Source organism: Paenibacillus plantiphilus (assembly GCF_927798095.1).
Taxonomy (GTDB): Bacteria; Bacillota; Bacilli; order Paenibacillales; family Paenibacillaceae; genus Paenibacillus_Z; species Paenibacillus_Z plantiphilus.
Map to the genome: position 1 here is coordinate 164,825 of NZ_CAKMMF010000004.1, position 25,590 is coordinate 190,414.

21 protein-coding genes are annotated in these 25,590 nt (G+C 51.3%); all 21 read right to left on the reverse strand.

Features of this window, described 5'->3' with window-relative positions; genetic code table 11:
- Positions 1–274 precede the first annotated feature (274 nt).
- The gene (dapA, locus tag L6H65_RS04645) at positions 275–1,150 is read right to left on the reverse strand and encodes a 4-hydroxy-tetrahydrodipicolinate synthase (protein ID WP_236339294.1); all 876 of its coding nucleotides are present in this window, start codon (positions 1,148–1,150) and stop codon (positions 275–277) included.
- Positions 1,151–1,260: 110 nt separating this feature from the next.
- Positions 1,261–2,475: an aspartate kinase gene (gene dapG, locus L6H65_RS04650; RefSeq protein ID WP_236339445.1), complete on the reverse strand. Its 1,215-nt coding sequence runs from the start codon at positions 2,473–2,475 to the stop codon at positions 1,261–1,263.
- Positions 2,476–2,546: 71 nt separating this feature from the next.
- A complete protein-coding gene (locus L6H65_RS04655) occupies positions 2,547–3,587 on the reverse strand; it encodes an aspartate-semialdehyde dehydrogenase (protein WP_236339295.1) in 1,041 nt (346 codons plus the stop codon).
- An 89-nt stretch (positions 3,588–3,676) separates the two neighbouring features.
- Positions 3,677–4,270, reverse strand: a complete 594-nt coding sequence (locus L6H65_RS04660; protein WP_236339296.1) for a dipicolinate synthase subunit B — start codon at positions 4,268–4,270, stop codon at positions 3,677–3,679.
- Positions 4,267–5,166 carry a dipicolinate synthase subunit DpsA gene (gene dpsA, locus L6H65_RS04665; RefSeq protein ID WP_236339297.1) on the reverse strand — a complete coding sequence of 300 codons (900 nt, stop codon included), beginning with the start codon at positions 5,164–5,166 and terminating at the stop codon, positions 4,267–4,269. The genes L6H65_RS04660 and dpsA overlap by 4 nt, the downstream gene beginning before the upstream one ends.
- A gap of 200 nt (positions 5,167–5,366) precedes the next feature.
- A complete protein-coding gene (gene dut / locus L6H65_RS04670; RefSeq protein WP_236339298.1) occupies positions 5,367–5,810 on the reverse strand; it encodes a dUTP diphosphatase in 444 nt (147 codons plus the stop codon).
- Positions 5,791–7,056 (reverse strand): M16 family metallopeptidase, encoded by a 1,266-nt coding sequence (locus L6H65_RS04675; RefSeq protein ID WP_236339299.1) that lies wholly within the window; start codon positions 7,054–7,056, stop codon positions 5,791–5,793. The genes dut and L6H65_RS04675 overlap by 20 nt, the downstream gene beginning before the upstream one ends.
- Before the next feature lie 80 nt (positions 7,057–7,136).
- Positions 7,137–8,129, reverse strand: coding sequence for a polysaccharide deacetylase family protein (locus L6H65_RS04680; RefSeq protein WP_236339300.1), 993 nt, complete (start codon positions 8,127–8,129; stop codon positions 7,137–7,139).
- A 221-nt stretch (positions 8,130–8,350) separates the two neighbouring features.
- Complete coding sequence (pnp, locus tag L6H65_RS04685; protein ID WP_236339301.1) at positions 8,351–10,453, reverse strand: polyribonucleotide nucleotidyltransferase; 2,103 nt, start codon at positions 10,451–10,453, stop codon at positions 8,351–8,353.
- A 270-nt stretch (positions 10,454–10,723) separates the two neighbouring features.
- Positions 10,724–10,993, reverse strand: coding sequence for a 30S ribosomal protein S15 (gene rpsO, locus L6H65_RS04690; RefSeq protein ID WP_236339302.1), 270 nt, complete (start codon positions 10,991–10,993; stop codon positions 10,724–10,726).
- A 162-nt stretch (positions 10,994–11,155) separates the two neighbouring features.
- Positions 11,156–12,106, reverse strand: coding sequence for a bifunctional riboflavin kinase/FAD synthetase (locus L6H65_RS04695; RefSeq protein WP_236339303.1), 951 nt, complete (start codon positions 12,104–12,106; stop codon positions 11,156–11,158).
- Positions 12,107–12,140: 34 nt separating this feature from the next.
- Positions 12,141–13,055, reverse strand: coding sequence for a tRNA pseudouridine(55) synthase TruB (truB, locus tag L6H65_RS04700; protein ID WP_236339446.1), 915 nt, complete (start codon positions 13,053–13,055; stop codon positions 12,141–12,143).
- Complete coding sequence (locus L6H65_RS04705; RefSeq protein ID WP_236339304.1) at positions 13,055–14,065, reverse strand: DHH family phosphoesterase; 1,011 nt, start codon at positions 14,063–14,065, stop codon at positions 13,055–13,057. Before L6H65_RS04705 ends, truB begins: the two co-directional genes overlap by 1 nt.
- The gene (rbfA, locus tag L6H65_RS04710) at positions 14,065–14,421 is read right to left on the reverse strand and encodes a 30S ribosome-binding factor RbfA (protein ID WP_236339305.1); all 357 of its coding nucleotides are present in this window, start codon (positions 14,419–14,421) and stop codon (positions 14,065–14,067) included. Before rbfA ends, L6H65_RS04705 begins: the two co-directional genes overlap by 1 nt.
- Positions 14,422–14,427: 6 nt before the next feature.
- Entirely contained in the window at positions 14,428–17,244 is a 2,817-nt protein-coding gene (gene infB, locus L6H65_RS04715) for a translation initiation factor IF-2 (RefSeq protein WP_236339306.1), read from the reverse strand.
- On the reverse strand, positions 17,237–17,566 hold the full coding sequence (locus tag L6H65_RS04720; RefSeq protein WP_236339447.1) for a L7Ae/L30e/S12e/Gadd45 family ribosomal protein: 330 nt from the start codon (positions 17,564–17,566) through the stop codon (positions 17,237–17,239). The genes infB and L6H65_RS04720 overlap by 8 nt, the downstream gene beginning before the upstream one ends.
- A complete protein-coding gene (gene rnpM, locus L6H65_RS04725; protein ID WP_236339307.1) occupies positions 17,553–17,867 on the reverse strand; it encodes an RNase P modulator RnpM in 315 nt (104 codons plus the stop codon). Before rnpM ends, L6H65_RS04720 begins: the two co-directional genes overlap by 14 nt.
- A 57-nt stretch (positions 17,868–17,924) precedes the next feature.
- Entirely contained in the window at positions 17,925–19,022 is a 1,098-nt protein-coding gene (gene nusA / locus L6H65_RS04730; RefSeq protein ID WP_236339308.1) for a transcription termination factor NusA, read from the reverse strand.
- 39 nt (positions 19,023–19,061) lie between these two features.
- Entirely contained in the window at positions 19,062–19,523 is a 462-nt protein-coding gene (gene rimP / locus L6H65_RS04735; RefSeq protein ID WP_236339309.1) for a ribosome maturation factor RimP, read from the reverse strand.
- Between the two features lie 211 nt (positions 19,524–19,734).
- Entirely contained in the window at positions 19,735–24,042 is a 4,308-nt protein-coding gene (locus L6H65_RS04740; protein ID WP_236339310.1) for a PolC-type DNA polymerase III, read from the reverse strand.
- A gap of 97 nt (positions 24,043–24,139) precedes the next feature.
- Positions 24,140–25,588, reverse strand: a complete 1,449-nt coding sequence (proS, locus tag L6H65_RS04745; RefSeq protein ID WP_236339312.1) for a proline--tRNA ligase — start codon at positions 25,586–25,588, stop codon at positions 24,140–24,142.
- Between the last annotated feature and the right edge of the window lie 2 nt (positions 25,589–25,590).

Below are 25,590 nucleotides of genomic sequence, written 5' to 3' on the forward strand. Positions count from 1 at the left end.
TCAATTTAATGATCATTCTCAGTAGAAAGCCGCAAAAAATCCTAGCTGTGAAAAACCGACAGCTATCATGCCATATAATCGTTAAATGGTGTTATTGGACTCCGCTCCAACACCTTAATACGCATTTCCAAATATTTGCCGCACACCGTCACTTGAGAACATTATACATGATTGAAAATATGAAATACAAGTCATCAATTAAATCAGCTTACAAAAAGAAATAACCGATGCAATCGCACCGGTTATTGTCTAGTGCAATATAACCTTTGCTTTCTTACTGCAGCAATTGTTTAAGCGCAGCTGTCTCCTCTGCTGTAGCATCGACAAGAGGCAAGCGAACGCCCCCAACAGGCAGGCCGCGAATGGCTAGTGCTGCCTTGACGAGCACTGGATTCGGTATCGCATATGGAAGCTCGAACAAGCCTTTTAGAATCGGATGGCATTTGCCATGCAATTGCGCCGCTTCGACGACATTGCCATTCGTATAAGCGGTGATCATACGCTTCAGTTCGCTGCCCACCACATGGCTGGCTACACTAACGAGACCATAGCCGCCGACTGACAGCACTGGCAACGCTGCGCTGTCGTCTCCGCTATACACACGGAAGCCTTCGGGTGCACCCGCAACAAGCTGGGTAACTTGATCCGTCGATGCACATTCTTTCGTAGCCACAATATTAGGAAGCTCCGCAAGACGAAGCGTCGTTTCGACCGACATGCTCACAACCGTTCGTGAAGGCACGTTATACAGCATGACTGGCAGTTTCGTTGCTTCTGCAATGACCTTGAAATGTCTGTAGAGTCCTTCTTGGCTCGGCCTGTTGTAATAAGGCACAACGAGCAGAATGCCATCCACGCCGCATTGCTCGGCCACTTGAGTCAGATGGATGGAATGGGCCGTATCGTTGCTGCCCGTTCCTGCAATGATCTTGCTCCGGCCGTTCGCGCGTTCCACAACAAACTTGAACAATGCCGCCTTCTCCGCATCGGTTAGTGTCGGCGATTCACCGGTCGTACCTGATACGACCAGGCTGTCACTTTGCTGCTCTTCAATTAAGTAATCGATCAACCGGCCCGTCGCATCCCAGTCAATCGCACCATCCGCGTCGAACGGAGTAACCATTGCAGTAATTAATCTTCCGAATTCCATCTTGACTCCTCCTAAAAGTTTTGCGAAGCAAAACTAGCTTCGTAAGCATCTTCTTTAAAGTTTTGCGAAGCAAAACTGGCATCGTAAGCTTGTTCTATTAGAATTCCCTGTTATTCATGTAACGAGAACTTGGCGTGAAGCGCGCGCAGCGCGTCCACCATATAGGTCTCCCTTACGAGAACCCAGATCGTCGTATTTGAATCCGCAGACTGCAAGATCGGCACTCCCTGCTCGGTAAGCGCTTCAACGATTCTAGCCATGATTCCCGGGACACCATTCATTCCACCGCCAATGATGGAAATTTTTGCGCAGCCGCTAACCGCAATTGGCTCATAGCCGATACGTTGAAGTACAGCGACAGCCTGTTCCGCATCATGATCAAACACGGTGTAGACGGCGCCGCCTGGTGTGACATTAATAAAATCCACACTAATAAGATGGCTGGCCATCGCTTGAAACACTTGCAGTTGAACATCGTTATGGCCATTCTGGACCTGCACCGTTATTTGCGTGATGCCCGTTACATGAGCAACGCCAGTAACATGACGGTCAAGCACCATAGCCCCATAAACAGGATCATACTTATCGGTTACAAGCGTTCCTTCCTCATCCGAAAAGGTGGAGCGTACGCGCAGCGGAATTCTTGCTTGCTGAGCAATCTCCACCGCTCTGGGATGAATCACCTTGGCACCCTGCCTCGCCATGTTGCAAATCTCGGTATAACCGACCACAGACAACGGTCTCGCATTCTCAACGATACGCGGATCGGCCGTTAGTATTCCGTTCACATCAGTATAGATATCCACTTGGTCCGCATGAAGCGCAGCGCCTAGAGCAGTTGCCGAGGTATCGCTTCCGCCTCTTCCCAATGTGGTCAGCAGACCTGATTCCGTCTTGCCTTGAAAGCCTGCTACAATGACAACCTTATCTTCATGCAAATGACGAAAAACGGTCTCAGTCCGTATCTCAACAATACGAGCCCGGCCGAATTGGTTATCCGTCAATATGCCAGCCTCTCCGCCTGTAAGGGCCACGGCTGGAATTGATGCTGCTTGAAGCATGCCTTGCAGCATTACAGCAGAGATGATCTCACCGCAGCCAAGCAGCAGATCACGCTCTCTTGACGGAAGTGAATCGCCATTGGCTGGAAGAAGTGAAAGAAGCGTATCTGTGGCATAGGGATCCCCTTTTCGTCCCATAGCAGAGACGACAACGACAAGACTGTTTTGCCGCTGCCGCTCTCGCTGGATATGACGAAGCACGAATTGACGCGCTTCGTCAGTAGAAAGTGAGGTTCCGCCGAATTTTTGAACAAGGATGCGCATAGTCAAACCCCCGTTTCCACCTCAAAAAACGATGGATCGCAATGTTTGACAAGCCGCTCAGTTCCTATTCATTATTTCTGACCGATTGCAATATACTCAGCAATTTGTACGGCATTCCATGCAGCGCCTTTGAGCAGATTGTCGGATACGATCCACATATTAAGCCCGCGCGAGGAACCAAGATCACGGCGCAGCCGTCCAACGAATACATCCGGTTTGCCGGTTGCCTCTGAGGCCAGCGGATATTGCTGCCCAGCCGGATCGTCGACCAAAGTGATGCCAGGTGCATCCTGCAGCAGTTTGGCAATGTCCTCAAGCTCATAATCATTCTTCAATTCCACATAAACAGATTCCGAGTGGCCATTGACTACAGGAATACGCACACAGGTTGCAGTAACGTCAATGGACTCGTCACCCATAATTTTCTTCGTCTCACGAACCATCTTCATCTCTTCTAGCGTATAGCCATTCTCCGTAAACTTATCGATTTGCGGAATGGCGTTGAATGCGATCTGGTGCTTCACGGGCAAAGCGCCAACCGGCAAAATCTCCGGCGTCACTTCGTTGCCGGCGAGCACTTCGCGCGTCTGGCGATGAAGCTCGTCAATTGCGCGGCTTCCCGCACCGGATACAGCTTGATAGGTCGATACGATAACACGTGAAATGCCATAGCGGTCATACAGCGGCTTGAGCGCTGCAACCATCTGAATCGTGGAGCAGTTCGGGTTCGCGATCAAGCCCTTATGCTCGCTTACTTTATCAATATTGACCTCGGGAACGACAAGCGGAGTCTCGGGGTCCATGCGGAATGCGTTCGTATTGTCGATACATACTGCGCCATGCTGGATCGCATGCGGCGCAAGCACCTTGGTTACATCGCCGCCGGCGCTGAACAAGGCAATCTCCACGCCTTTAAAGCTGTCCGGAGTCGCTTCTTCAACCGTATGCTCCTGACCCTTGAACGTTATCTTCGTGCCTGCCGAACGCGCAGAAGAAAGCAGCTTCAGCTCAGCAATCGGAAAGTTTCTTTTCTCAAGCAGACCAATGATTTGTTCTCCTACTGCGCCTGTTGCCCCTACAACGGCAACGTTAAATAATTTCTGATTCGACATTTGTGTCTTCCCCTCTCAAAAATCAAACTTATGTCAAGGATTTCTCCATTTGCATACGAGCTGTAAATGCGACACCCGCTTTAGCTTCGTTAATATTGAAAGCGTTCGATAAGGAGCGGCTGCAGCTGCTTGCCCTCAAGGGCAGCTTCGCAAGCTTCCGGCACAAGATCCATTCTCGCTACTAACGAATTCGGCTTGTTCTCCGGATTATCCTGCCCGAACGGTACGAAATATACATTTTTGCATACTAGCAGTCTAGCAATATTAGCCGCATTGAGGCCGAGACCGTCATTCGTAGATATAGCTAATACTAATGGACGCTGGTTGCGCAGCTGCGCCTTGGCAGCCATCAGAACCGGACTGTCTGTCATCGCATTGGCCAGCTTGCTCGTCGTATTGCCCGTGCAAGGCGCAATGACGAGTACGTCAAGCAGCTTGGAGGGCCCTAGCGGCTCCGCATCTACAATAGTAGATATGAGCTCATTGCCGGTAATCGACCTAAGCTGGTTCTGCCAATCCTCTGACGAGCCGAATCGGGTGTCTGTAGACATAATTGTGCCTGTCACAATCGGCACTACCCTGGCTCCCTGATCTACGAATCGTTGAATGACCGGCATGACTTCCGCAAATGTGCAGTGCGAGCCGGACAACGCATAACCGACTGTTTTACCTTGCCATATCATTGCTCATTCCCCCGTAATCTCGAATCTTCCATAATCAGTCGACTAAGACAGTCCGCTATGATGCGACCAGCGGTTTTGGGAGCGACGATTCCTGGTAGACCGGGGGCGAGCAACGCTTTAATGCCCCGCTTCTCTGCAAAGCGAAAGTCCGTTCCGCCCGGCTTTGAAGCGAGGTCGATAATGACCGCTCGCGAGGGCAAATTTGCGATAATTTGCGCTGTGACTATCATAGTCGGAATTGTATTAAAAAGCAAGTCGATATTACTCACAACCTGTGGCAGTTGCTTCACATAGAAAGGCTCGAAGCCCATCTCATCCGCCCTTGCATAATGCTCCTCGCGACGCACGCCAACCTTCACTTTAGCCCCTAATCCTCTCAGCGTTCGGGCGAGTGTCAGCCCTGTCCGTCCAAGTCCAAGCACCATGCAGATCGAACCGTGGATCGTAATGTCCGTGTGCTGGATAGCCATCATAACGGCCCCTTCTGCCGTTGGAATGGAATTATAGATTGCGACATCGTCCCGGTCAAACAGCTCAATCAGACCAATACCGTGCTTGTCGCACAGCTGACGCAAGTAGGGCTTCGCCATTCCTGTGTAAACTGTACAATGCTTGGGAAGCAGTCCGATATGCTCATCAGTCAGTACAAGCTCCCGATCACTGAACACAGCGATGATCTTCCCCTCATCGTCTGTTCCTACCGCTGGCAGAATGAGTGCATCTGCGCCTCGAAACAAATCATCGCTCATCTCGGCGCGGATCGCACCGTCCAGCGGAGTATGGAGCTGTTCGAAGCCCGCAACCGTAACAATCGAGTCAAGCTCAGTCAGCTTGCGGATGACCTCAAGCTGGCGAGCATCACCTCCGAGAAGCACGACCTGAACTCCTGTCAGCATAGGCTGTCACTCCTTTCATACTGCAATCGGATACCGCTGCCTTGCTGCGGCTCGATTGTCAGTCTGCCCATATGGATATAGACCATCTTATGCTTGCGCCCAGAACAGGGTGAAACTGAAATCAAAAAACACGCCCAGAGAGCCCCCGGGCGTGTTCATTTGTTTATATTTATTGAAATAAGTTGGTGCAATCTTTTTTTCTATACGCCTGTATGTCCAAATCCGCCCGCACCGCGCACCGTATCCGGAAGCTCATCGACCTCTGAGATCGATATGGCTGGAACAAGTCCGAAGAGCATTTGGGCGATCCGTTCGCCGCGTTCTATTGTGAAGGACTCCCCGCCAAGATTGACGAGCAGCACTTTAACCTCACCGCGATAATCGGCATCGATTGTGCCTGGTGAATTCAAGCATGTAACGCCATGCTTGTATGCAAGTCCGCTGCGCGGACGAATTTGCGCTTCAAGCTCGCCCGGCATAGCCATCGAGAAGCCTGTTGGAATCAGCTTTCTCTCTCCAGGAGACAATGTCACCGGCTCAGAGACCGCTGCATGCAGATCAAATCCAGCTGCCAATTCGGACATTTTGCGCGGCAGCTGAATATCCTCATTGCCTGGCAAACGTTTAAACAATACTTGAAACAAGACGATCCCTCCCAAGGTTCACAACTGCTTTGTCATTGCTGCCCACCATCGCTACTGCAAATGGTTGAGACAGCATTCGTTTCGTAACATCCGCTATATCTTTCATGCTGACAGAATCAATCCGCTCCAGCAGCTCATCCAGCGTATAGTGCTTGCCGAGCATCAGCTCGTTCTTGCCTAGACGGTTCATACGGCTGCTTGTGCTCTCAAGACTGAGAATCAGGCTGCCTTTAAGCTGCTCCTTGCCTCTGTGGAGCTCTTCCTCGCTAAGGCCTTTCGCGGCCAGATCATGCAGCTGCTCCATCGTGCAAGCAAGCACATCCTTAGATTGCTTGGGCGCTGTACCGGCATAGATGGTGAACAAGCCGCTGTCCGCATATGAGGTATGGTAGGAATAGACAGAATACGCCAAGCCGCGTTTCTCGCGAATTTCCTGGAATAGACGGGAGCTCATTCCGCCGCCAATCGCATTGTTAAGCAGGATCATCGCATACAGCTGCGGATCAGCAATGGAGCAGCCTGGGAATGTCATACAGATGTGATTCTGCTCCGTCTTCTTCTTGTGGAACAAGTACTCGCCTTTGAACTGAGGCGCTGCGATAGCAGAGCCGGCTCCTGTACTCTTGTAAGACCCGAAATGCCTTTCCAACAGTTCCAGAAGCGCGCGCTCCTCTACATTGCCGGCAACGCTAATAACCGTGTTGTCGATTCTGTAGTTGTCCTTCATATATTGACGAAGAACGTCTCCATTCATCGCCGACAGCTTTTCCTCCAGGCCCAGTATGGAATAAGCCAGCGGATGGTCGCCATAAGACGCGCGTGAAGCTTCATCATGCACCTTGTCATCCGGGGTATCCTCGTACATTGCGATTTCTTCGAGAATGACATTTTTTTCTTTGGCAAGCTCGGTCTCATCGAATTGCGATTCGAAGAACATATCCGAGAGCGCGTCCACGGCAATCGGCAAATGCTGATCCAACACCTTGGCAAAATAACAGGTATACTCCTTCGCGGTAAAGGCGTTGACATTGCCCCCGATTCCATCAAACAGGTCAGCGATATCCTTTGCGCTGCGGCGAGCCGTGCCCTTAAACAGCATGTGCTCGATAAAATGCGAAATGCCGTTATTGTCCAGTGATTCGTTGCGCGACCCTGTTTTCACCCAAATGCCGAATGCTACCGACCGAAATGTAGGAATGTATTCCACAACGACTCGTAATCCGTTGCTTAGTGTATAGTTATTCACCGCAGTTTCCTCCTAAGCGATACCATTCTTTATCGTTCTAATAACACGGTTGAAAAATCAATGCTTTCACTATATCAAAATTACAGCCCCGCCTCAACCAACGGCACTCTATTGGGCGACAAGATTTCCGAAACAGTACCAAGCGAAAGACCCTTCTCTTTGATTGCCGCAATAATTCCTTCCAGCGCCTGGCTCGATGAATCAGTCGGATGCATAAGAATAAGCGTGCCCGCTGATACGCGGCTTTTAATCTTATTGACAACTGTCCACGCCGGAGGGTGCTGCCAATCAACGGTATCCAGCGTCCACAGCACTGTTCGGAGTCCCTGCTCAGCTGCTACCTTTACCGTCATGCCATTATAAGCCCCTGAAGGAGGAGCGAACCAGTTATTGGTTACATTCAGCGTCGACTGAAGAAGCTTCTCTGTCTTGGCAATCTGCATATACGCAGCCTGGCGGTCAAGTTTGCTCATATCCGGGTGGGAATAAGCGTGGTTGGACATCTCGTGTCCATGTGCTTGAATATTGCGCGCAGCGTCCCCGTTCTTCTTGAGCCAAGAGCCATCCAGGAAAAATGTCGCCTTTACATTCTCCTTATCCAAGATCTTCAGCATCGGCTCCAAGTATTCATTGCCCCAAGCCACATTAATCATTAGCGCTGCCATCCGCTTATTCGGATTCCCTCTATATATGGGATGCTCGCCCAGGTCGGCCAGCTGCACCTTTGGCGGAACCTCCCTGTATACGAAACGCAGTTGAGCATCCCGGGGAGAAGACAGCATCAGCCGGTATGTACGCTCCACATCTACTTCCAGACCGTTATAGCCCGGTATAGCTTTCCATATTCGATCCAATCTGGCGTCGACCGGAGCAATGCGATGTTTAACTGCTTCCGCCTCTATTCGCTCACGCAGCTCCCCATTCTCATTTAGCTCCTCATTCATCCTCATAACGGATAGGGATTCACCTTGTTTAAGCGCCCAAACATAGGCCGCAATATTACCATTGAACCGGACGATCAGCAGCATCACACACATGGAGACAGCTATAATAAGAACTAATCTGAGCTTCATCACTTCACCCCCCTCTCTTCATCCTATTATGGCTCGGACAACATTATGAGGAGAGCGGGAAACAAAACAAAAAGTGGCCGCACAGGGACCGCCCCTGCCAGCCGCTTCGCTGACTGTAGCCGCTAAAGCAACGAGGCTGGTCCCATTCAAGTAGCAAGTCAGCTACTATTGGGGACAGCCTCGTTATTGATGCTTGTGGAGACGCTAGCAGCCGTCTCGTACTATTGTTGTGCAGACACTTCTGAAGTCAGCACAGCTTTGCGTGACAAGTTAACACGGCCTTGTGCGTCGATTTCGGTTACTTTCACCGTAATTTGATCACCGATCTTAAGAACATCCTCAACCTTCGCTACCCGCTCAGTGGAAACCTGCGAAATATGGACGAGTCCATCCTTGTTCGGCAATATTTCGACGAAGCAGCCGAATTTCTCAATACGCTTAACCGTACCCAGATAGATTTCACCGACGACTACCTCGCGCACGATACCTTCAATAATTTGCTTCGCGCGTTCGTTGGCCTCCGCGTTGGAGGAAGCGATGAACACGGTGCCGTCCTGCTCGATATCAATTTTGACGCCTGTTTCGTCAATGATTTTGTTAATGATCTTGCCGCCGGGCCCAATCACATCACGGATTTTGTCCGGGTTGATGTGAATGATGACAATCTTAGGCGCGTACTGGGACAGACTTTGGCGCGGCTGACTCATAACCTCTGTCATTTTGCCCAAAATATGCATACGGCCAACACGAGCCTGCTCCAATGACTCCGTCAGAATCGCGCGGTTGATCCCATTGATTTTGATATCCATCTGGATCGCTGTTACGCCTGCCGGTGTTCCAGCTACCTTAAAGTCCATATCTCCCAAGTGATCTTCCATGCCCTGGATGTCCGACAGGATGGAGAAATGATCGCCGTCCTTGATCAGACCCATCGCTATGCCGGCAACCGGCGCTTTAATCGGAACTCCGGCATCCATCATCGCAAGCGTGCTTGCACAGATACTTGCTTGGCTTGACGATCCGTTGGACTCCAATACTTCAGATACAAGACGAATCGTGTACGGGAAGTCCGTCTCCGAAGGAATAACCTTCGACAATGCACGTTCGCCGAGCGCACCATGACCGATCTCGCGGCGTCCTGGAGGACGGAGCGGTCTAGCCTCGCCTACGCTGAACGGAGGGAAGTTGTAATGATGCATGAAACGCTTCGTCTCAGCAAGATCGATGCCATCCAAAATCTGCACATCGCCAAGCGCGCCAAGCGTACAAATGCTGAGCGCCTGTGTTTGGCCGCGTGTGAACAGACCTGAACCATGCGTGCGCGGAAGCAAGGAAACATCGCAATCAATCGGACGGATTTCGTCCAGAGCTCGTCCATCAGGACGGACTTTATCATGCGTAATCAAGCGGCGCACTTCTTCCTTCACAATATCGTACAGAACTTCCTTCACATCGCCAAGCAGCTCAGGCGTTTCCGCATATTCCACCTCGAAATGAGCAACGGTATCGCCATTAACGACATCAATCGCTTCCTGACGAGCATGCTTCTCTGGGGTGCGAACCGCTTCCACCAGACGGCCCGATGCAAATGCGCGAACAGCGGCATTCACAGCTTCGTCTACCGCATGAAGCTTCACTTCCATCTTGTCCTTGCCAGCGAGCGATTGAAGCTCTTCTATAACAGCTATTATCTTCTTGATCTCGTCATGTCCGAACATAATCGCTTCCAGCATCACGGATTCTGGAACCTCGTTCGCTTCAGCCTCAACCATCATGATCGCTTCTTTTGTACCGGATACAACGACAGCAATATCGCTTTTTCCCTCTTGCTCAATTGTCGGGTTAATGATGAATTGTCCGTCAACACGGCCTACTGCCACGCCGCCGATGGGGCCGTTGAACGGCAAATCGGAGATGGAGAGCGCTGCAGACGCACCAATCATCGCTGCCATTTCTGGCGAGCAATCCTGATCCACACTCATAACGATATTGGCAACCTGTACTTCATAGCGGAAGCCATCCGGGAACAGGGGGCGAATCGGGCGGTCCGTAAGCCGGCTCGCAAGAATAGCCTTCTCGCTTGGGCGGCCTTCACGTTTAATAAAGCCTCCAGGAATTTTACCAACCGCGTAGAGACGTTCCTCATAATTAACGGTAAGCGGGAAAAAATCCAGGTTTTTAGGCTCGCTGGACGAAACAACGGTACACAATACGACTGTCTCGCCATATTTCACCGTTACAGCGGCGTTGGCTTGCTTGGCAAGGCGTCCCGTCTCAAGAACAAGCGGGCGTCCGCCAAGCGTCATTTCCACACGATGCAGCATAGAACTCCTCCTCATTGAAGCCAGCATGACGCATCTATTGCGTTCTGGCTTGTAGTCTTATCTTGTTTTACATGTTCTATATAAGAGATAAAAGAAAAGCTCCGATTGGAGCTGTTCCTGACATTCATTTGCTTGGGCGCATATCTTATGTAAATCCTGATCTGTCGCGATAACGCATGCATTCCGGTATTTTTACAAAAAGCAACCCGGAGCAGCCACCCGGATAACCCCGGACGGCTGAACAACCAGGTTGCTTCTAGACCGCATCTCTTATCGGCGAAGACCGAGCTTCTCGATCAATGCGCTATAACGTCTTACGTCTTTGTTCTTCAGGTATGCCAGCAATTTACGGCGTTGACCTACCATCTTGAGCAAACCGCGACGGGAGTGATGATCTTTCTTGTGCTCCCGAAAGTGATCCGTCAACTTGACGATGTTATGCGTCAGGATAGCGATTTGAACTTCCGGTGAACCCGTATCGTTCGCATGCGTCTTGTGCTCATCAATCAGTTGTTGCTTACGCTCTTGTGTTAATGCCATCCTTGTTCACCTCCTTCTAATCATAATCGCCATTAGCCTCGCCTCCGTCGGTGAGAACGGACAGGCCAAGCTAAGGTTCTCTGCGGATGAAATGATAGCAAGTCATCACGCAACGTCTAAGAGTATATCATACCCATCTATAAGAAGTAAATGGAGTCGTAATTATTTGTAAGCAGAAAGCACTTCTCTCGCTTGCAGAGCATCCGAATTGATTTGCGCGATCAGTTCATCAATGGAGCCGAACTTCTTCTCCTTGCGGAGAAACGAAATGAATCGAATCGTCAAGCTCTGTCCATATAGATCGCTGTTAAAGTCGAATAAATGGGCTTCCATCACCGGCTTGGGCAGTTGATCATGAAAAGTGGGCTTCACCCCAATATTCAATACGCCTGAGATTCGCTTCCCCTTCACTTCAGCCATTATGGCATAGACGCCCTGCCTGGGCATCACATACGCTGCTTCCGGCTCTATGTTGGCCGTCGGATAACCGATTGTGCGACCTCTGCCTTCGCCATGAACTACAGTTCCGCGAATCGCATACGGCTCGCCGAGAAGCTGCTCCGCTGTCTCCGGCTGCCCTTCTGCCAGCGCCTCACGAATATGCGTGCTGCTCACTTTCCGATCATTCAACATAAGCGGCTCAACAATCTCGACAGCAATATCCGGCTGGCCCAAAGCCCGCAATGTATCCGTCTTGCCCGCTCCCCGCGACCCGAACGAGAAATCAAAGCCAACAATCGCTTTCTTTACCGCAAGCGGACGCAGCACATCATCCACAAACTCTGAAGGAGACACTGCGGCAAATGCGATGTCAAAATGAACGACGTAGACGATGTCAACGCCAAGGCGGCGGAATCGCTCTACCTTCTCATCCAGCGGAGTCAGGCAGGTTACATACTGTTCGCCCTGTCCCAGAACTTCCTTGGGATGAGGATGAAAGGTCATCACCGCAGATTGCAAGCCAGCGACGCGAGCAGCTTCAACGGCACGTCGGATCACATTTTGATGGCCCCGATGCACCCCATCGAAATGACCGATGGCAAGTGTTTTCGGCACAGCCTCAATGGCTGGCGCATGTGCGGTTAAGGGATATTGCAATGGGATGATTTCCACTTCTGTCACACCTGCTTCGTAAGCTTTGCATTATTTAGACGGGCGTAAAAACTTTTACTGCTTTAAGAGAGGCTGTACTCTTCTCCACCTCGAACAGTCCCAGAAAGAGGCCGTCCTCCCCATACAAGCGGATAAGCTCGTCCATATGTGCCGGCTGCAAGCCATTCACACGCGCAAGCGGCACCCGCTTGCCCTGAAAGGCCTGCTTCGCTGTCTCCAGCTCTACGCTGCCGGAAGGAAGATAGTCCAGCGCCCGATCAGAAGGGATCAGATGCGCTTCAAGCTCACCGTTTGCCTGCAACTGTTCAATTTCCTCCAACGTCAAGCAATTCTCCTCGGTGAACCCAGCCGACATCGTGCGGGTCAGCTTCGCCATTGCGGCTGGTACACCCAGCGCTTTGCCGATATCCACGCACAACGTTCTAATATAAGTTCCTTTGGAGCAGGTAACAGAGAAAGAGATTCGAGGATGCGGCACGTCAAGCTCAAGCTGCCCCAGCTCCAGCTGGTGAATTGTTACTTGACGCGACTTGCGCTCGATGACCTGACCTTCCCTGGCCAGCTCATACAGCCGTTTGCCATCCACCTTCACTGCGGAATACATCGGCGGTATCTGATCGATAACACCAACAAAGGAAGCCAACACGCGGCGGATATCCGACTCCGAAATGACGACCTCCGGCACTTCCGCAATAATATTACCGGTCAAGTCCTCCGTATCCGTAGCCACTCCAAGCTGCAGCACCGCTTCATAGGCTTTGGGACGCTCCTGCAAATACTCAACCATCCGTGTGGAACGGCCAATGCAAAGCGGCAGCACGCCGGTCACCTCTGGATCAAGCGTGCCCGTGTGTCCGATGCGCTTTACACGCAGCAGCCCCCTTGCTTTGGCAACGACGTCATGCGAGGTCCAACCCGCTGGCTTCCAGACAGCCAGAATTCCATCCATCATGACTCCAGCGCCTCGCTTACCGACTTCACCAGCCGCGTCATGGCATCTGCAATGGGGCCGTCCAAGCGGCAGCCTGCTGCCCGAATATGTCCGCCGCCGCCAAATGCCTGCGCGATTGCCGCTACATCGGCCACGCCTGCTGAACGCATGCTGACCTTGACATCGCCATTATCTGTTTCCTTGAATAGAATTCCGACTTCAACGCCTTCAACATTGCGGGCATAGTTGACGAGACCTTCCAGATCATCGCCTACTGCCCCTGTCTCCGCCATATCCGCCTTATTGATATACAGCCATGCGATTCTATTATCATCGGAGAATGAGAGCCGGTTCAAACCACGCTGCAGCAGCAAGAGCTGAGATTTCGTCATCCGCTCCAGCAGATGATCGGCAATCCAGTGACCCTCGACACCATGTTCCAGCATCTGGGAAGCAATGCGCATAACGGACGGATTCGTATTGGCATAACGAAATCCTCCCGTATCCGTAAGCAGCCCCGTATAAACTCCTGTTGCCGCTTCTCTGTCAAAGGCAACACCCGCATGAACGATGAGATCATACAAAATCTCCGCCGTAGCTGCCGCATCCGTACGGATCAGATTAACGGAGCCAAAACCGTCATTAGTGGGGTGATGATCGATATTCAGCAGCTGGGCACCCTCTGCGAATGCATCGGAAACGCGGCCGATACGCCTGAAATCGGCGCAATCGACCGCGATTATCCGATCATACGCGGCAAGGGATTCCTGCTCGTTATAGATACTAATTGAAGCTGCTCCATCCAGATAGGCGAGCCTCACAGGGACAGCTCCCTCGTTAATAAGAACGGCTTCTTTGCCAAGCTGCCTCAGCAGCCATCCTATAACCAAGGTCGAGCTTATGGCATCGCCGTCAGGCTGAACATGGGACACAACGAGAAAGCGTTCCCCGCCTTGTATGAACGATAGCGCGTCCTCCAGCTTATTCTCATAAGCTGGAGTGGACGCGGAATGATGCACCGCCGACATTATTGACCACCGCTGCCGCTATTGATTTGCTCCAATAGCGATTCGATCCGGCTGCCGTATTCAATGCTGCTGTCGAACTTGAAGATCAACTCAGGCGTATGACGGAAGCGAATTCGCTTGCCAAGCTCGGAACGAATAAAGCCCGCTCCTCGCGCCAATGCCTTCAGTGTCTCTTCCTTCTGTTCATCACTGCCCAGCACGCTCAGGAAGATGCGCGCTTGTGACAGATCGTTCGTCATCTCAACACCCGTTACCGTAATGAAACCGATGCGGGGATCTTTCAGCTCCTGTTGAATAATGACGCTTAATTCCTTCTTAATTTGTTCGCCTACACGTCCTACGCGAATTTTGGCCATAGGTAATCACCTCTCTACTGTCTCCATAACGTAGGCCTCAATCGTGTCTCCCTCTTTCAGGTCGTTGAATTTATCCAGTGTTATCCCGCACTCGTAGCCCTGCGCGACTTCTTTGACATCATCCTTAAACCGTTTGAGCGATTCGATTTCTCCTTCATACACAACAATGCCATTACGGACAAGTCGTGCTTTGGCCGAGCGGGTAATTTTGCCGGATGTAATCATACAGCCAGCGATGGAACCGACCTTGGTCACCTTGAAAATATTGCGAATTTCAGCATGGCCGATAACAACTTCCTTGAAGATCGGATCAAGCATTCCCTTCATCGCGTGCTCGATCTCGTCGATCACGTTATAAATAACGTTGTGATGACGAATGTCTACCTTCTCCAGCTCAGCTGTCGCTTTCGCCTGCGGCTCTGGACGTACGTTAAAGCCGATAACGATCGCGTTGGAGGCCGATGCGAGAATAATATCAGACTCGGTAATCGCGCCAACGCCGCTGTGAATGATTTTGACCTGAACACCCTGGATATCGATCTTCGCAAGCGATCCCTTGAGCGCTTCAGAAGAGCCTTGAACGTCTGCCTTGATAATGACGTTCAAGTCTTTAATTTCACCTTCAACGATATGTTTATACAGGTCATCCAATGTTATGCGCGAATGCGTGCCAAGCTCCGATTGACGGTGCTTCGTTGCACGGCGTTCCGCGATTGCCCGCGCTTTGCGCTCGTCCTCAAAGGCGAGCAGCGGATCGCCCGCTAGTGGCACTTCCGTCAAACCTGTAATTTCGACCGGCGTGCTTGGACCCGCTTCCTTGAGCCTGCGGCCCTTGTCGTTCACCATTGCGCGAACACGTCCAAAGCAGTTGCCCGCTACGAAAGCATCGCCAATCTTAAGCGTACCGTGCTGGACAAGGATACGAGCAACAGGGCCCTTCCCTTTATCAAGCTCGGCTTCGATTACAGTACCGCGAGCACGCTTGTTCGGATTCGCTTTGTAGTCATTCATTTCCGCTACGAGCAAAATCATTTCGAGCAGCTCTTCAAGACCCATGCGCTGCTTGGCAGATACGTTGACGAATATCGTGTCGCCGCCCCACTCTTCCGGAACTAGCTCATATTCTGTCAGCTCTTGCTTGATTTTGTCCGGATTTGCATCCGGCTTATCGATTTTGTTCACTGCGACAATGATTGGCACGCCAGCAGCTTTAGCATGGCTGATCGCCTCTACTGTTTGCGGCATAACGCCGTCATCTGCAGCAACAACGATGATTGTAATGTCCGTTACTTGTGCACCCCGTGCACGCATAAGCGTAAACGCTTCGTGGCCCGGTGTATCCAGGAACGTAATTTTCTTCTGATTGATCTCGACCTGATACGCACCGATATGCTGAGTAATGCCGCCAGCCTCGCCGCTTGTTACACTCGTTTGGCGGATCGCGTCCAGCAATGTTGTTTTACCATGGTCAACGTGACCCATTATGGTAACAACAGGCGGACGGGTTACGAGATCCTCATCCTCATCCGTTTCTTCAATTGTTTCGAAATGATCTTCCTCGACCGGTATTTTCACTTCAACCTCAACGCCATATTCCGTTGCAATCAGTTGAACGGTATCCAGATCGACCTCTTGGTTAATCGTCGCCATGACACCGAGCATAATGAGCTTCTTAATAACCTCGGAAGCATCCTTATGAAGCAGCTTGGCAAGATCGCCTACCGTCATCGTGCCGCGCACAATAATTTTCTTCGGCGTGTTGTCGACCTTCTCTTTGTAAACCTGCTGCTGCTTGCCGCGCTGATTTTTGCCGCCGCGATTGTTGCCCTTGAAGCCGCCTGATCTTGAATCATCAAACCGCTTGCCGCCGCCCGGCTTCGATGATCTTCTCTTATCATCAGCGCCGCCGGTTGAAGGACGCGAATCGAATGAACGACCTTGGCCCGGCGCTCCGCTGCGGTTCGCATCTGGACGCTGTCCGCCCTGACCGCCACCCTGGCTGCTTGCTTGACCGAAGCGTTGTCCGCCTCCGCCTTGTCCTTGGCCTGCTGGACGCTGTCCGCCACCCTGACCTTGGCCTGCTGGACGCTGCCCGCCGCCTTGTCCTCCGCCTTGACCGAAGCGTTGTCCGCCTCCGCCTTGTCCTTGGCCCGCCGGACGTTGTCCGCCCTGACCTGGTGGACGCTGTCCGCCTTGCCCTTGACCGCCTGGACGTTGACCGCCTTGGCCTGCTGGACGTTGTCCGCCCTGACCGCCTCCTTGATTGTATCGTTGGCCGCCTTGTCCTTGGCCCCCGCTATTGCCTTGACGTTGACCGCCTTGGCCGCCCTGCTGAGCCGGACGCTGCTGCTGTGAAGAACTACTTTGTTGCGTGCCAGCTGTATTTGCTTGCTGTGGCGCATTAGATTGCGCAGCCGCCGTCGGTGCTGATTCTGATTGTTGATTGGCTTGTGATTGTGGTTGTGATTGTGGTTTCGTCGTATTCATATTCCCCTGCTGTTCCTGAGTATTTTTGTTGACCTGTCCTTGCTGGGGCTTCCGCTCCAGCTGTTGTCCTGCTTGACGATTAGTCGATTGTGTCGATGCCGATACCGTCGCATTCTCTTGCGCGCGTTTAGCTGCCGCATTTGCTTTAATGTCACGGAAGAAGCCTTCGACCTTATTGACCATTTCGTTCTCCATGACGCTCATATGGTTATTAACCGGAAGATTGAGACGCTTCAGGATCGTAATAATTTCTTTGCTGCTCATATTGAGCGACTTGGCATATTCGTAGACCCGCAATTTATCCTTGTTATCCTTGCTGTCTTGTTGTTTAGTCAATATACTCCACCTCCGTAGGTTGGGTTAAGCTTCGCATAATGCTTGCCGAGAAACCGGCGTCTGTGACTGCGATTAACACGCGTTCCGATTTGCCGATTGCTTCTCCAAGCGATACACGATCGAACATTTCAACAAGCTTCACATTGTAGGTACTGCATTTGTCCCGATATTTCTTCTTCGTATTATCTGAAGCATCGCCAGCCAATATGACAAGTCGTGCTTTACCCTGCTTCACGTTTTTGAGCACTGTTTCGTCGCCAGTGACCAGCTTGCCGGCTCTCATTGCCATGCCGAGCAGCGACAAAGCCTTATGCTTCATCATCATCAATCTCATCCCTGCTAGCGATGAATGCATCCTGAACACTAATGAATTCCCGCTGCAGTTCATCGTATATTTCTTCGCCGACCGTCTGCTTTAACGCACGATCCAGCGACTTTGCCTTTTTGGCTAGCTTGAAGCATTCTACTTTGCCGCAAAGGTATGCGCCCCGCCCCGCCCGCTTGCCTTTCAGGTCGATGAGCAGTTCGCCCTCCGGCGTTCGCACAACGCGGATCAGCTCTTTCTTGGCCATCATCTGCTGACAAGCTACGCATTTGCGCAGCGGAATTTTTCTCGGCTTCATGTCATCATCCCTCCTCAACGCTCAACGTCACCGCACAGCTTATTGCCGTGGCGCCCGCTAATCGATCGAGACGGAATCCTGATGCATCGTGCTCATCGGCGATTTGGGACGGCCATATTCCTGCTCGGCCTGCGTCTCGCTCTTGATATCGATTTTCCAGCCGGTCAATTTGGCAGCCAGCCTTGCATTCTGTCCTTTAATGCCGATTGCAAGCGACAGCTGATAATCCGGCACGATAACACGCGCCATCTTCTCCTGCTCATACACGATGACCTCAATGACTTTCGAAGGACTAAGCGCGTTCGCAACATACTCCTCCACATTCTCGGACCAGCGCACGATATCGATTTTCTCACCCTTCAGCTCGTTCACAATGGTCTGCACACGCATACCCTTCTGACCGACGCAAGACCCGACGGGATCAACCTCGACATTGCGCGAATGGACCGCGATCTTGGAGCGGAAGCCCGCTTCTCTGGCGACAGAGCGTATTTCGACAACACCGTCATAAATTTCCGGAACCTCCAGCTCGAACAGACGCTTAAGCAGGCCTGGATGAGTACGGGAGAGGAAAATTTGCGGACCCTTTGTCGTATTCTCAACTTTAGTAATAAATGATTTCACACGGTCGCCATGCTTGAATTTGTCCGTAGGCATTAATTCTGTGAGCGGCAGCACCGCTTCCACCTTGCCCAAATCAATGAACAAATTGCGCACATCCTGACGCTGCACAATGCCGTTCACGATATCTTCTTCCTTATCGATAAAGGCGTTGTAGATCAGTCCGCGCTCAGCCTCGCGAATCCGCTGGGTAACGACCTGCTTTGCCGTTTGCGCAGCAATGCGTCCAAAATCACGAGGCGTAACCTCGATCTCAGCGATATCATCGAGCTGGTAATGCGGGTTCAGCTCTCTGGATGCTTCAACAGATATTTCGAGCCTTGGATCAAATACCTCTTCAACAACCGTCTTGCGAGCGTATACTTTGATCACACCGTTGAACCGGTTAATATCAACCCTTACATTCTGAGCGGTGTTAAAATTACGTTTGTAGCTGGAAATCAAGGCAGCCTCAATGGCTTCCAACAATACATCCTTGCTGATGCCCTTCTCTCTTTCGATTTCCGACAGCGCTTCTATAAAATCCATACTCATTGGAACTTCGTTCCCCCTCTCAAAATGGTTCCTGTCAATTTAGAAAATAATAGCCAATCGGGCGCCTGCCACCTTAGCATAAGGGATTTCATGCTGCTTGCTGCCGATTTCCACCACTACGGTCTCACCGTCGAACGAGAGCAATGTCCCTTCAAATTCCTTTAATTTATTAATCGGCTCGTAAGTTGTAATAAACACATGCTTGCCAACCGCCTTGCGGACTTCGTCCGGCTTCTTGAGCGGACGCTCCGCGCCAGGGGACGACACCTCAAGAAAATAAGCATCCTTGATGGGATCATTCTCATCGAGCTTAATGCTCAGAACCTCGCTAATACGTCCGCAATCCTCGATATCAATGCCGCCTTCTTTATCAACAAACACGCGAAGGAACCAGTTGCTGCCTTCCTTCACGTATTCGACATCGACAAGCTCATACCCATTCTCGTCAAGAAATGAATCGATCATTTCTTCAACGACGGTTTTGATATTTGCTGTACTCAAATATGTACCCCCCACTGCTACTCTCAATAATTTCAATTCGTCCTGTCGTCCTTGCACAACTAAAAAGGTGTGGACAAAACGTAAAGAGTGGGTTTCCCCACTCTTCTGCGAAAAAGTCGTATCATCAGCATTGCCAGAAAAATTATACCATAACCATAGAGTGGTGACAACAAATGAATTGTTGCAACAGCTTTTCGCCCACCGCTTGACCCTAGAATAATGAGAGCTGATTGGACTCCGGGAGCCCCCTGAAGCAGCCCATGGAGGCCAGTACCTCGACGATCGTCTTCGAAGCCTTCGACTTCTGCTGAAAATCCTCAACAGACAGAAAATCGCCATGCTCCCTGGCAGCAGCGATGTTCCGCGCCGCATTCTCCCCAACACCTGCGATTGCTGAGAAAGGAGGAATAACAGCGTTGCCATCGATAATGAAGCGCGTCGCGTCCGAGCGATACAGATCTACCGGCTTGAAGGAAAAGCCGCGAGCCGTCATCTCCAGCGCCATCTCAAGAAGAGAGATCGAGTTCTTCTCTTTAGGCAGCGCATTAAACCCTTTGGCCTCGATCTCCACCAGCTTGCGCAGAATCGCATCATAGCCTTGGCATAGCAGCTCCAGATCAAAGTCCTCTGCCCGAACGGTGTAATAGGTTGCATAATAGGCAATCGGGTGATAAAGCTTGAAGAAAGCCGTTCGTACAGCGGAAATAACATAAGCGGCGGCATGCGCCTTAGGGAACATGTACTCGATCTTGAGGCAGGAATCGATATACCATTGCGGAACCTTGCACCGCTTCATCTCCTCAATCCATTCCGGCGTAAGCCCCTTGCCCTTCCGCACGCTCTCGGTAATTTTGAATGCAAGACCCGCATCCATCCCCGCCTTATAAATGAGAAACAGCATAATATCATCACGACAGCCGATTACGGTCTTAATTGTGCAGGTCCGGTTCTTGATCAGCTCTTGCGCATTGCCAAGCCATACACCTGTTCCATGGGAAAGTCCTGATATTTGGAGCAAATCGGCGAATGAGGAAGGCTTGGTCTCCTCCAGCATTTGACGAACGAACTTCGTTCCCATCTCCGGCACGCCGTAGGTTGCGACCGAGGTGCGGATTTTGTCCGGCATAACGCCAAGCGAATCTGTTGAGTTGAACATGCTCATAACTTTGGGATCGTTCATTGGAATCGTTGTCGGATCAACACCTGTCAAATCTTGAAGCATCCGCATCATCGTAGGATCATCGTGACCCAGAATATCGAGCTTCAACAGGTTCGCATCAAAGGCGTGGTAGTCAAAATGCGTCGTCTTCCATTCCGCGCTCGTATCATCAGCCGGATATTGTACCGGAGTAATATCCTCGACTTCAATATAATCAGGTACGACGACAATTCCGCCGGGATGCTGTCCCGTGCTTCGTTTGACACCTGTACAGCCGTTAGCCAGACGCGAGACTTCCGCTCCGCGCCATTTCTTCCCATGCAGCTCTTCATATTTCTTGGTGAATCCGTACGCCGTTTTCTCCGCTACTGTACCGATTGTGCCCGCACGGAACACACTCTTTTCACCGAACATCAGCTTCGTATAGTTATGGGCATGCGGCTGGTATTCGCCAGAAAAGTTAAGATCAATATCGGGAACCTTGTCGCCCTTGAATCCAAGGAACGTCTCGAACGGAATATCCTGTCCCTCTCCCTTGAGCGGCTTGCCGCAGTTCGGACAGAGTTTGTCCGGCAGGTCAAAACCGCTTGGGTAGCTTCCATCCAGAAACCATTCACTGTATTTGCAGGCTTCACTCAGACAGGTATAATGCGCCGGAAGCGGGTTAACCTCAGATATGCCGAGAAATGTAGCAACGACTGATGAGCCGACAGAACCACGGGAGCCAACCAGATATCCGTCCTGATTGGATTTCTTGACAAGCCGTTCCGAGATCAGATAGTTGGCGGAGAAGCCGAACTTGATAATCGGCACCAGCTCCTTCTCCAGACGCTGTACGACAACATCAGGCAGCGGCTCGCCATACTGCCTCTTCGCCGTCTCGTAGCAGGTGTTGCGTATTTCTTCATCTGCGCCCTCGATAATCGGTGTGAACAGCTTGTCCGGGAACATCTCGAACGGCTCGAACCGTTCAGCGAGCTCCACCGTGTTCTTCACAACAACCTCATGCGCTCTGGCTTCCCCGAGGAAAGCAAACTCCGCCAGCATCTCCTTCGTCGTGCGGAAATGAGCATCCGGCTTCTGGAGATCCTTCAGCGGACTAAAGCCCGTTATTCCATTAATCGTAATGTCCCGGAAGATTTTCTCCCGATGCAGCAAATAATGGACGTTGCCTGTCGCAATAACAGGCTTGCCCAGCTTGTCACCAATCTCGCAAACGCGGCGAAGCGCCCCTTCGATCTCGGCGCGGCTTGCGACGAAGCCTTTGTCAACCAAATGCATGTAGAAGCCTACCGGTTGAATTTCCAGCACATCGTAGTAGAGAGCGACTTCCTCCGCTTCCTCCATCGATTTGTTCATAACCGTCTCGAAGAACTCGCCTCTCTCGCAGCCCGAGATGATCAATAAGCCATCCCTAAGCTCGGTCAGCTTGCTCTTGGGAATACAGGGCACACGCTTGAAATGCTCGGTATGGGAAAGCGATACAAGCTTGAACAGGTTCTTCTTGCCGATTGCATTCAATGCGTAGATACAGCAATGGAACGGACGTGAATTGGAGAAATCCAATCCGACATAATCGTTCAGCATATGCAAGCCCGTCACATTGCGCTGGACGGCATCGCCGATCAGCCCCATGAGCACCCCGCCAAGCGCGATGGAGTCATCGATTGCCCGGTGATGATTCTCCAGACTGACCTTATATTTGTCAGACAGCGTGTTCAACCGATGATTCTTCATCGACGGATGAAGGAAACGGGCCAGCTCCAATGTATCCAGCACAGGATTACCCACTTCTGGAAGACCATTTGCTTTGCAGGCCGCTTGAATGAAGCCCATATCAAATCGGGCATTATGCGCGACAAGCACCGCATCATCGATAAAGGTAATAAATTCGCGCAGCTTGGGCGGCAGCTCCGGCGCATCCTTCACCATATCGTTCGTAATATTGGTCAGCTGCTGGATGTTATATGGAATATCCTCATGCGGATTAATAAAGGTTGAGAAACGGTCAATTTCTTTTCCTTCCTTCATTTTAACGCCAGCGAGCTCGATAATTTTGTTATTAATGACCGACAGCCCCGTCGTTTCTATATCGAACACAACGTAGACCGCGCTTTCGAGTATTTCCTCACGCGCGTTCATAACCATCGGGATCGCATCATTGACCACATTTGCTTCCAGTCCGAACAGCACTTTGATATCATGCTTCTTTGCTGCTTTTGCAGCATCGGGATAACATTGCACATTGCTGTGATCTGTTATTGCGATTGCCTTGTGCCCCCACTTTGCCGCCTGCTTCACATAATCGCCAATCGGCGTTATCCCGTCCATCGTGCTCATCGTAGAGTGCAAGTGAAACTCCACTCGCTTCTCCTCTGCATCGTCCTTCATTTCTTTGGGCGCGAGCACTTCATGAAGATCGGAAGGCATCATAACTAGCTCCGGCTCCTGCATGAACCGGTCATATTCAACCCGGCCTCTTGCCTTCACCCACTTGCCGTTGGCAAGCTGGCTCAGCACCTTCACATCATCCTTCGTCTTCCCGAACATCTTCATTGCAATCGAATCCGTGAAGTCGGTCAGATTAAAGGTGAACAAGGTGCTGCCATTGCGAAGCTCCTTCACGTCCAGGCCGAATACCGTTCCTTGAACCGTCACCTTCTTCTCTTCCTCAATGACGTTCATGATCGGCACCGCTTCTTCACGAATGTCATAACCAACGACGAGGCGAACCTCGCCTTCCTCGACCGGCGGCGCTTCTGCTGCCGCGCTGCTCATCATCTGCTGGATGACCTCGCGCTCTGCAAGGTCGCGCTGCTGTGCAAACTGCTCATAAACCTCTTGGCTTGATTGCCCAACCGCCAGCTTCATTCGGCAGGCGCGCTGGAACTGCTGCTGGAAAAATGAAACGGCCAGCTCATCCAGCTTCTTCTTGCGGGCAAGCTCCAATCCCATTTCATCCAGCAAAGAGAGTGTGATAAGACCGCCCTCAATCTCCATCGCCGCTTTGCCCAGCCACCCGTTCACAGATGCATTGTTCTGCTGCACCCATTCCACAAATGTCGGCCAATATTCGCGTACAAGCAGATCCGTATTTACAGACTCCTCATAGTTGAATTGAAAGGAGACCTCTGCAATGTGAGCAAACTTAGACCGTACAGAACGGCAAAAAACACCAAAAGCCGGTAAAGGAATCAAAGACGTTTTGCATATGCAAAACGTCCACTCCCGGTTGCTCCGGCTTACAATCACTTTATCTATATAACCATCCCCAAAATGCTCATCCAACAGCCCTTGCGGAATTTCTGCCTGCTTCAGTAGCAGCTCGAAACGATGCCGCTTATCTCCGGTTTGGTTCATTGTTTCCTCCCCCAAGAAGAAACGCCGCCGCCCTTCACATTCTCTTGCAGAGCCATGCACATGGGCGGCAGCGCTAAATTCCTGTCTTGACAGTTAATCAGTACGCACGCGCAAATACTACTGTGTGTGCTGCTTTTTCTTCACATACGAGACATTTGGTCTTCTTCTCTGCCGGTTGGAACGGAATATTGCGGCTCGTTGCGCCAGTCTCTTCCTTTACCTGCCGCTCACACGCTTCTGAACCGCACCAGCCCGCAAGCACGAAGCCTCTCTTCTCTTCCATCATAGCCTTCATCTCATCGAGCGTCTCTACAGAATGCGAATGATCCGCACGGAATTGCTTCGCACGCTCTAACATATCTGCCTGAATCTCAACAAGCATCCGTTGTATCTCCGCCGTCAGATTGACCTGCTCGACGATGCGCTTCTCGCCCGTAATACGCGAGACGAGAACGACTTGTCCATTCTCCATATCGCGCGGTCCAAGCTCCAGACGAAGCGGAACGCCGCGCATTTCGTATTCATTAAATTTCCAGCCAGGACTTACATCACTGCGGTCATCTACTTTAACCCGAATTCCTGCACGTTTAAGCTCCGCATACAATTCATCCACACGGCCAATAACCTGCTCGCGTGTCTTCGCCGGACCAATCGGGATCATAATTACCTGTGTCGGCGCCACCTTCGGCGGAAGCACAAGACCGCGATCGTCGCCATGCACCATAATAAGGGCACCCAGCAATCGAGTCGAAACACCCCATGAGGTCGTGTGCGCGTACTGCTGCGTGTTCTCACGATCAAGGAATTTAATATCGAAGGCAACGGCAAAGTTCGTGCCGAGAAAATGCGATGTGCCCGCCTGAACAGCACGTCCATCCTTCATCATCGCTTCGATGGAATACGTATCCACAGCGCCGGCAAACTTCTCGGAAGGCGTCTTCTGGCCGACGATCACCGGAATTGCCAAGAAATTCTCAGCAAATTCCGTGTAGATGTCAAGCATCGCATTCGTCTCCTGCCGCGCTTCCTCTTCCGTTTCATGCGCAGTATGGCCTTCCTGCCATAGAAATTCCGTTGTGCGCAGGAAAGGCAAGGTCCGCTTCTCCCAACGCACCACATTCGCCCATTGGTTAATCAATACAGGAAGGTCGCGATAGGATTGAATCCATTTGGAGTACATATGTCCAATAATGGTCTCCGAGGTCGGACGAATAGCGAGGCGCTCTTCGAGCTTCTCTCCTCCGGCTTCTGTCACCCACGGGAGCTCAGGGTTGAACCCTTCGACATGCTCCTTCTCCTTTTGGAAGAAGCTCTCAGGAATGAACATCGGGAAGTAGGCATTCCGATGGCCCGTTTCCTTGAACTTCCGATCCAGCTCATCCTTGATATGCTCCCAAATTTCGAAGCCCTCCGGACGGAACACGATACAGCCCCGGACAGGCGAGTAATCCATTAACTCCGCTTTCTTAATTACATCGATATACCATCTTGAGAAATCCTCGCCCTGTGGCGTTATTTCGGTAACAAATTGCTTATCTTTCGACATGA

Bases quoted from the DNA above. Each gene is read 5' to 3' on its own strand.
- dapA (WP_236339294.1), bottom strand. From the start codon at position 1,150: ATGGAATTCGGAAGATTAATTACTGCAATGGTTACTCCGTTCGACGCG.
- dapG (WP_236339445.1), bottom strand. From the start codon at position 2,475: ATGCGCATCCTTGTTCAAAAATTCGGCGGAACCTCACTTTCTACTGAC.
- L6H65_RS04655 (WP_236339295.1), bottom strand. From the start codon at position 3,587: ATGTCGAATCAGAAATTATTTAACGTTGCCGTTGTAGGGGCAACAGGC.
- L6H65_RS04660 (WP_236339296.1), bottom strand. From the start codon at position 4,270: ATGATATGGCAAGGTAAAACAGTCGGTTATGCGTTGTCCGGCTCGCAC.
- dpsA (WP_236339297.1), bottom strand. From the start codon at position 5,166: ATGCTGACAGGAGTTCAGGTCGTGCTTCTCGGAGGTGATGCTCGCCAG.
- L6H65_RS04680 (WP_236339300.1), bottom strand. From the start codon at position 8,129: ATGAAGCTCAGATTAGTTCTTATTATAGCTGTCTCCATGTGTGTGATG.
- pnp (WP_236339301.1), bottom strand. From the start codon at position 10,453: ATGCTGCATCGTGTGGAAATGACGCTTGGCGGACGCCCGCTTGTTCTT.
- rpsO (WP_236339302.1), bottom strand. From the start codon at position 10,993: ATGGCATTAACACAAGAGCGTAAGCAACAACTGATTGATGAGCACAAG.
- truB (WP_236339446.1), bottom strand. From the start codon at position 13,055: ATGGATGGAATTCTGGCTGTCTGGAAGCCAGCGGGTTGGACCTCGCAT.
- L6H65_RS04705 (WP_236339304.1), bottom strand. From the start codon at position 14,065: ATGTCGGCGGTGCATCATTCCGCGTCCACTCCAGCTTATGAGAATAAG.
- rbfA (WP_236339305.1), bottom strand. From the start codon at position 14,421: ATGGCCAAAATTCGCGTAGGACGTGTAGGCGAACAAATTAAGAAGGAA.
- L6H65_RS04720 (WP_236339447.1), bottom strand. From the start codon at position 17,566: ATGATGAAGCATAAGGCTTTGTCGCTGCTCGGCATGGCAATGAGAGCC.
- rnpM (WP_236339307.1), bottom strand. From the start codon at position 17,867: ATGAAGCCGAGAAAAATTCCGCTGCGCAAATGCGTAGCTTGTCAGCAG.
- nusA (WP_236339308.1), bottom strand. From the start codon at position 19,022: ATGAGTATGGATTTTATAGAAGCGCTGTCGGAAATCGAAAGAGAGAAG.
- L6H65_RS04740 (WP_236339310.1), bottom strand. From the start codon at position 24,042: ATGAACCAAACCGGAGATAAGCGGCATCGTTTCGAGCTGCTACTGAAG.
- proS (WP_236339312.1), bottom strand. From the start codon at position 25,588: ATGTCGAAAGATAAGCAATTTGTTACCGAAATAACGCCACAGGGCGAG.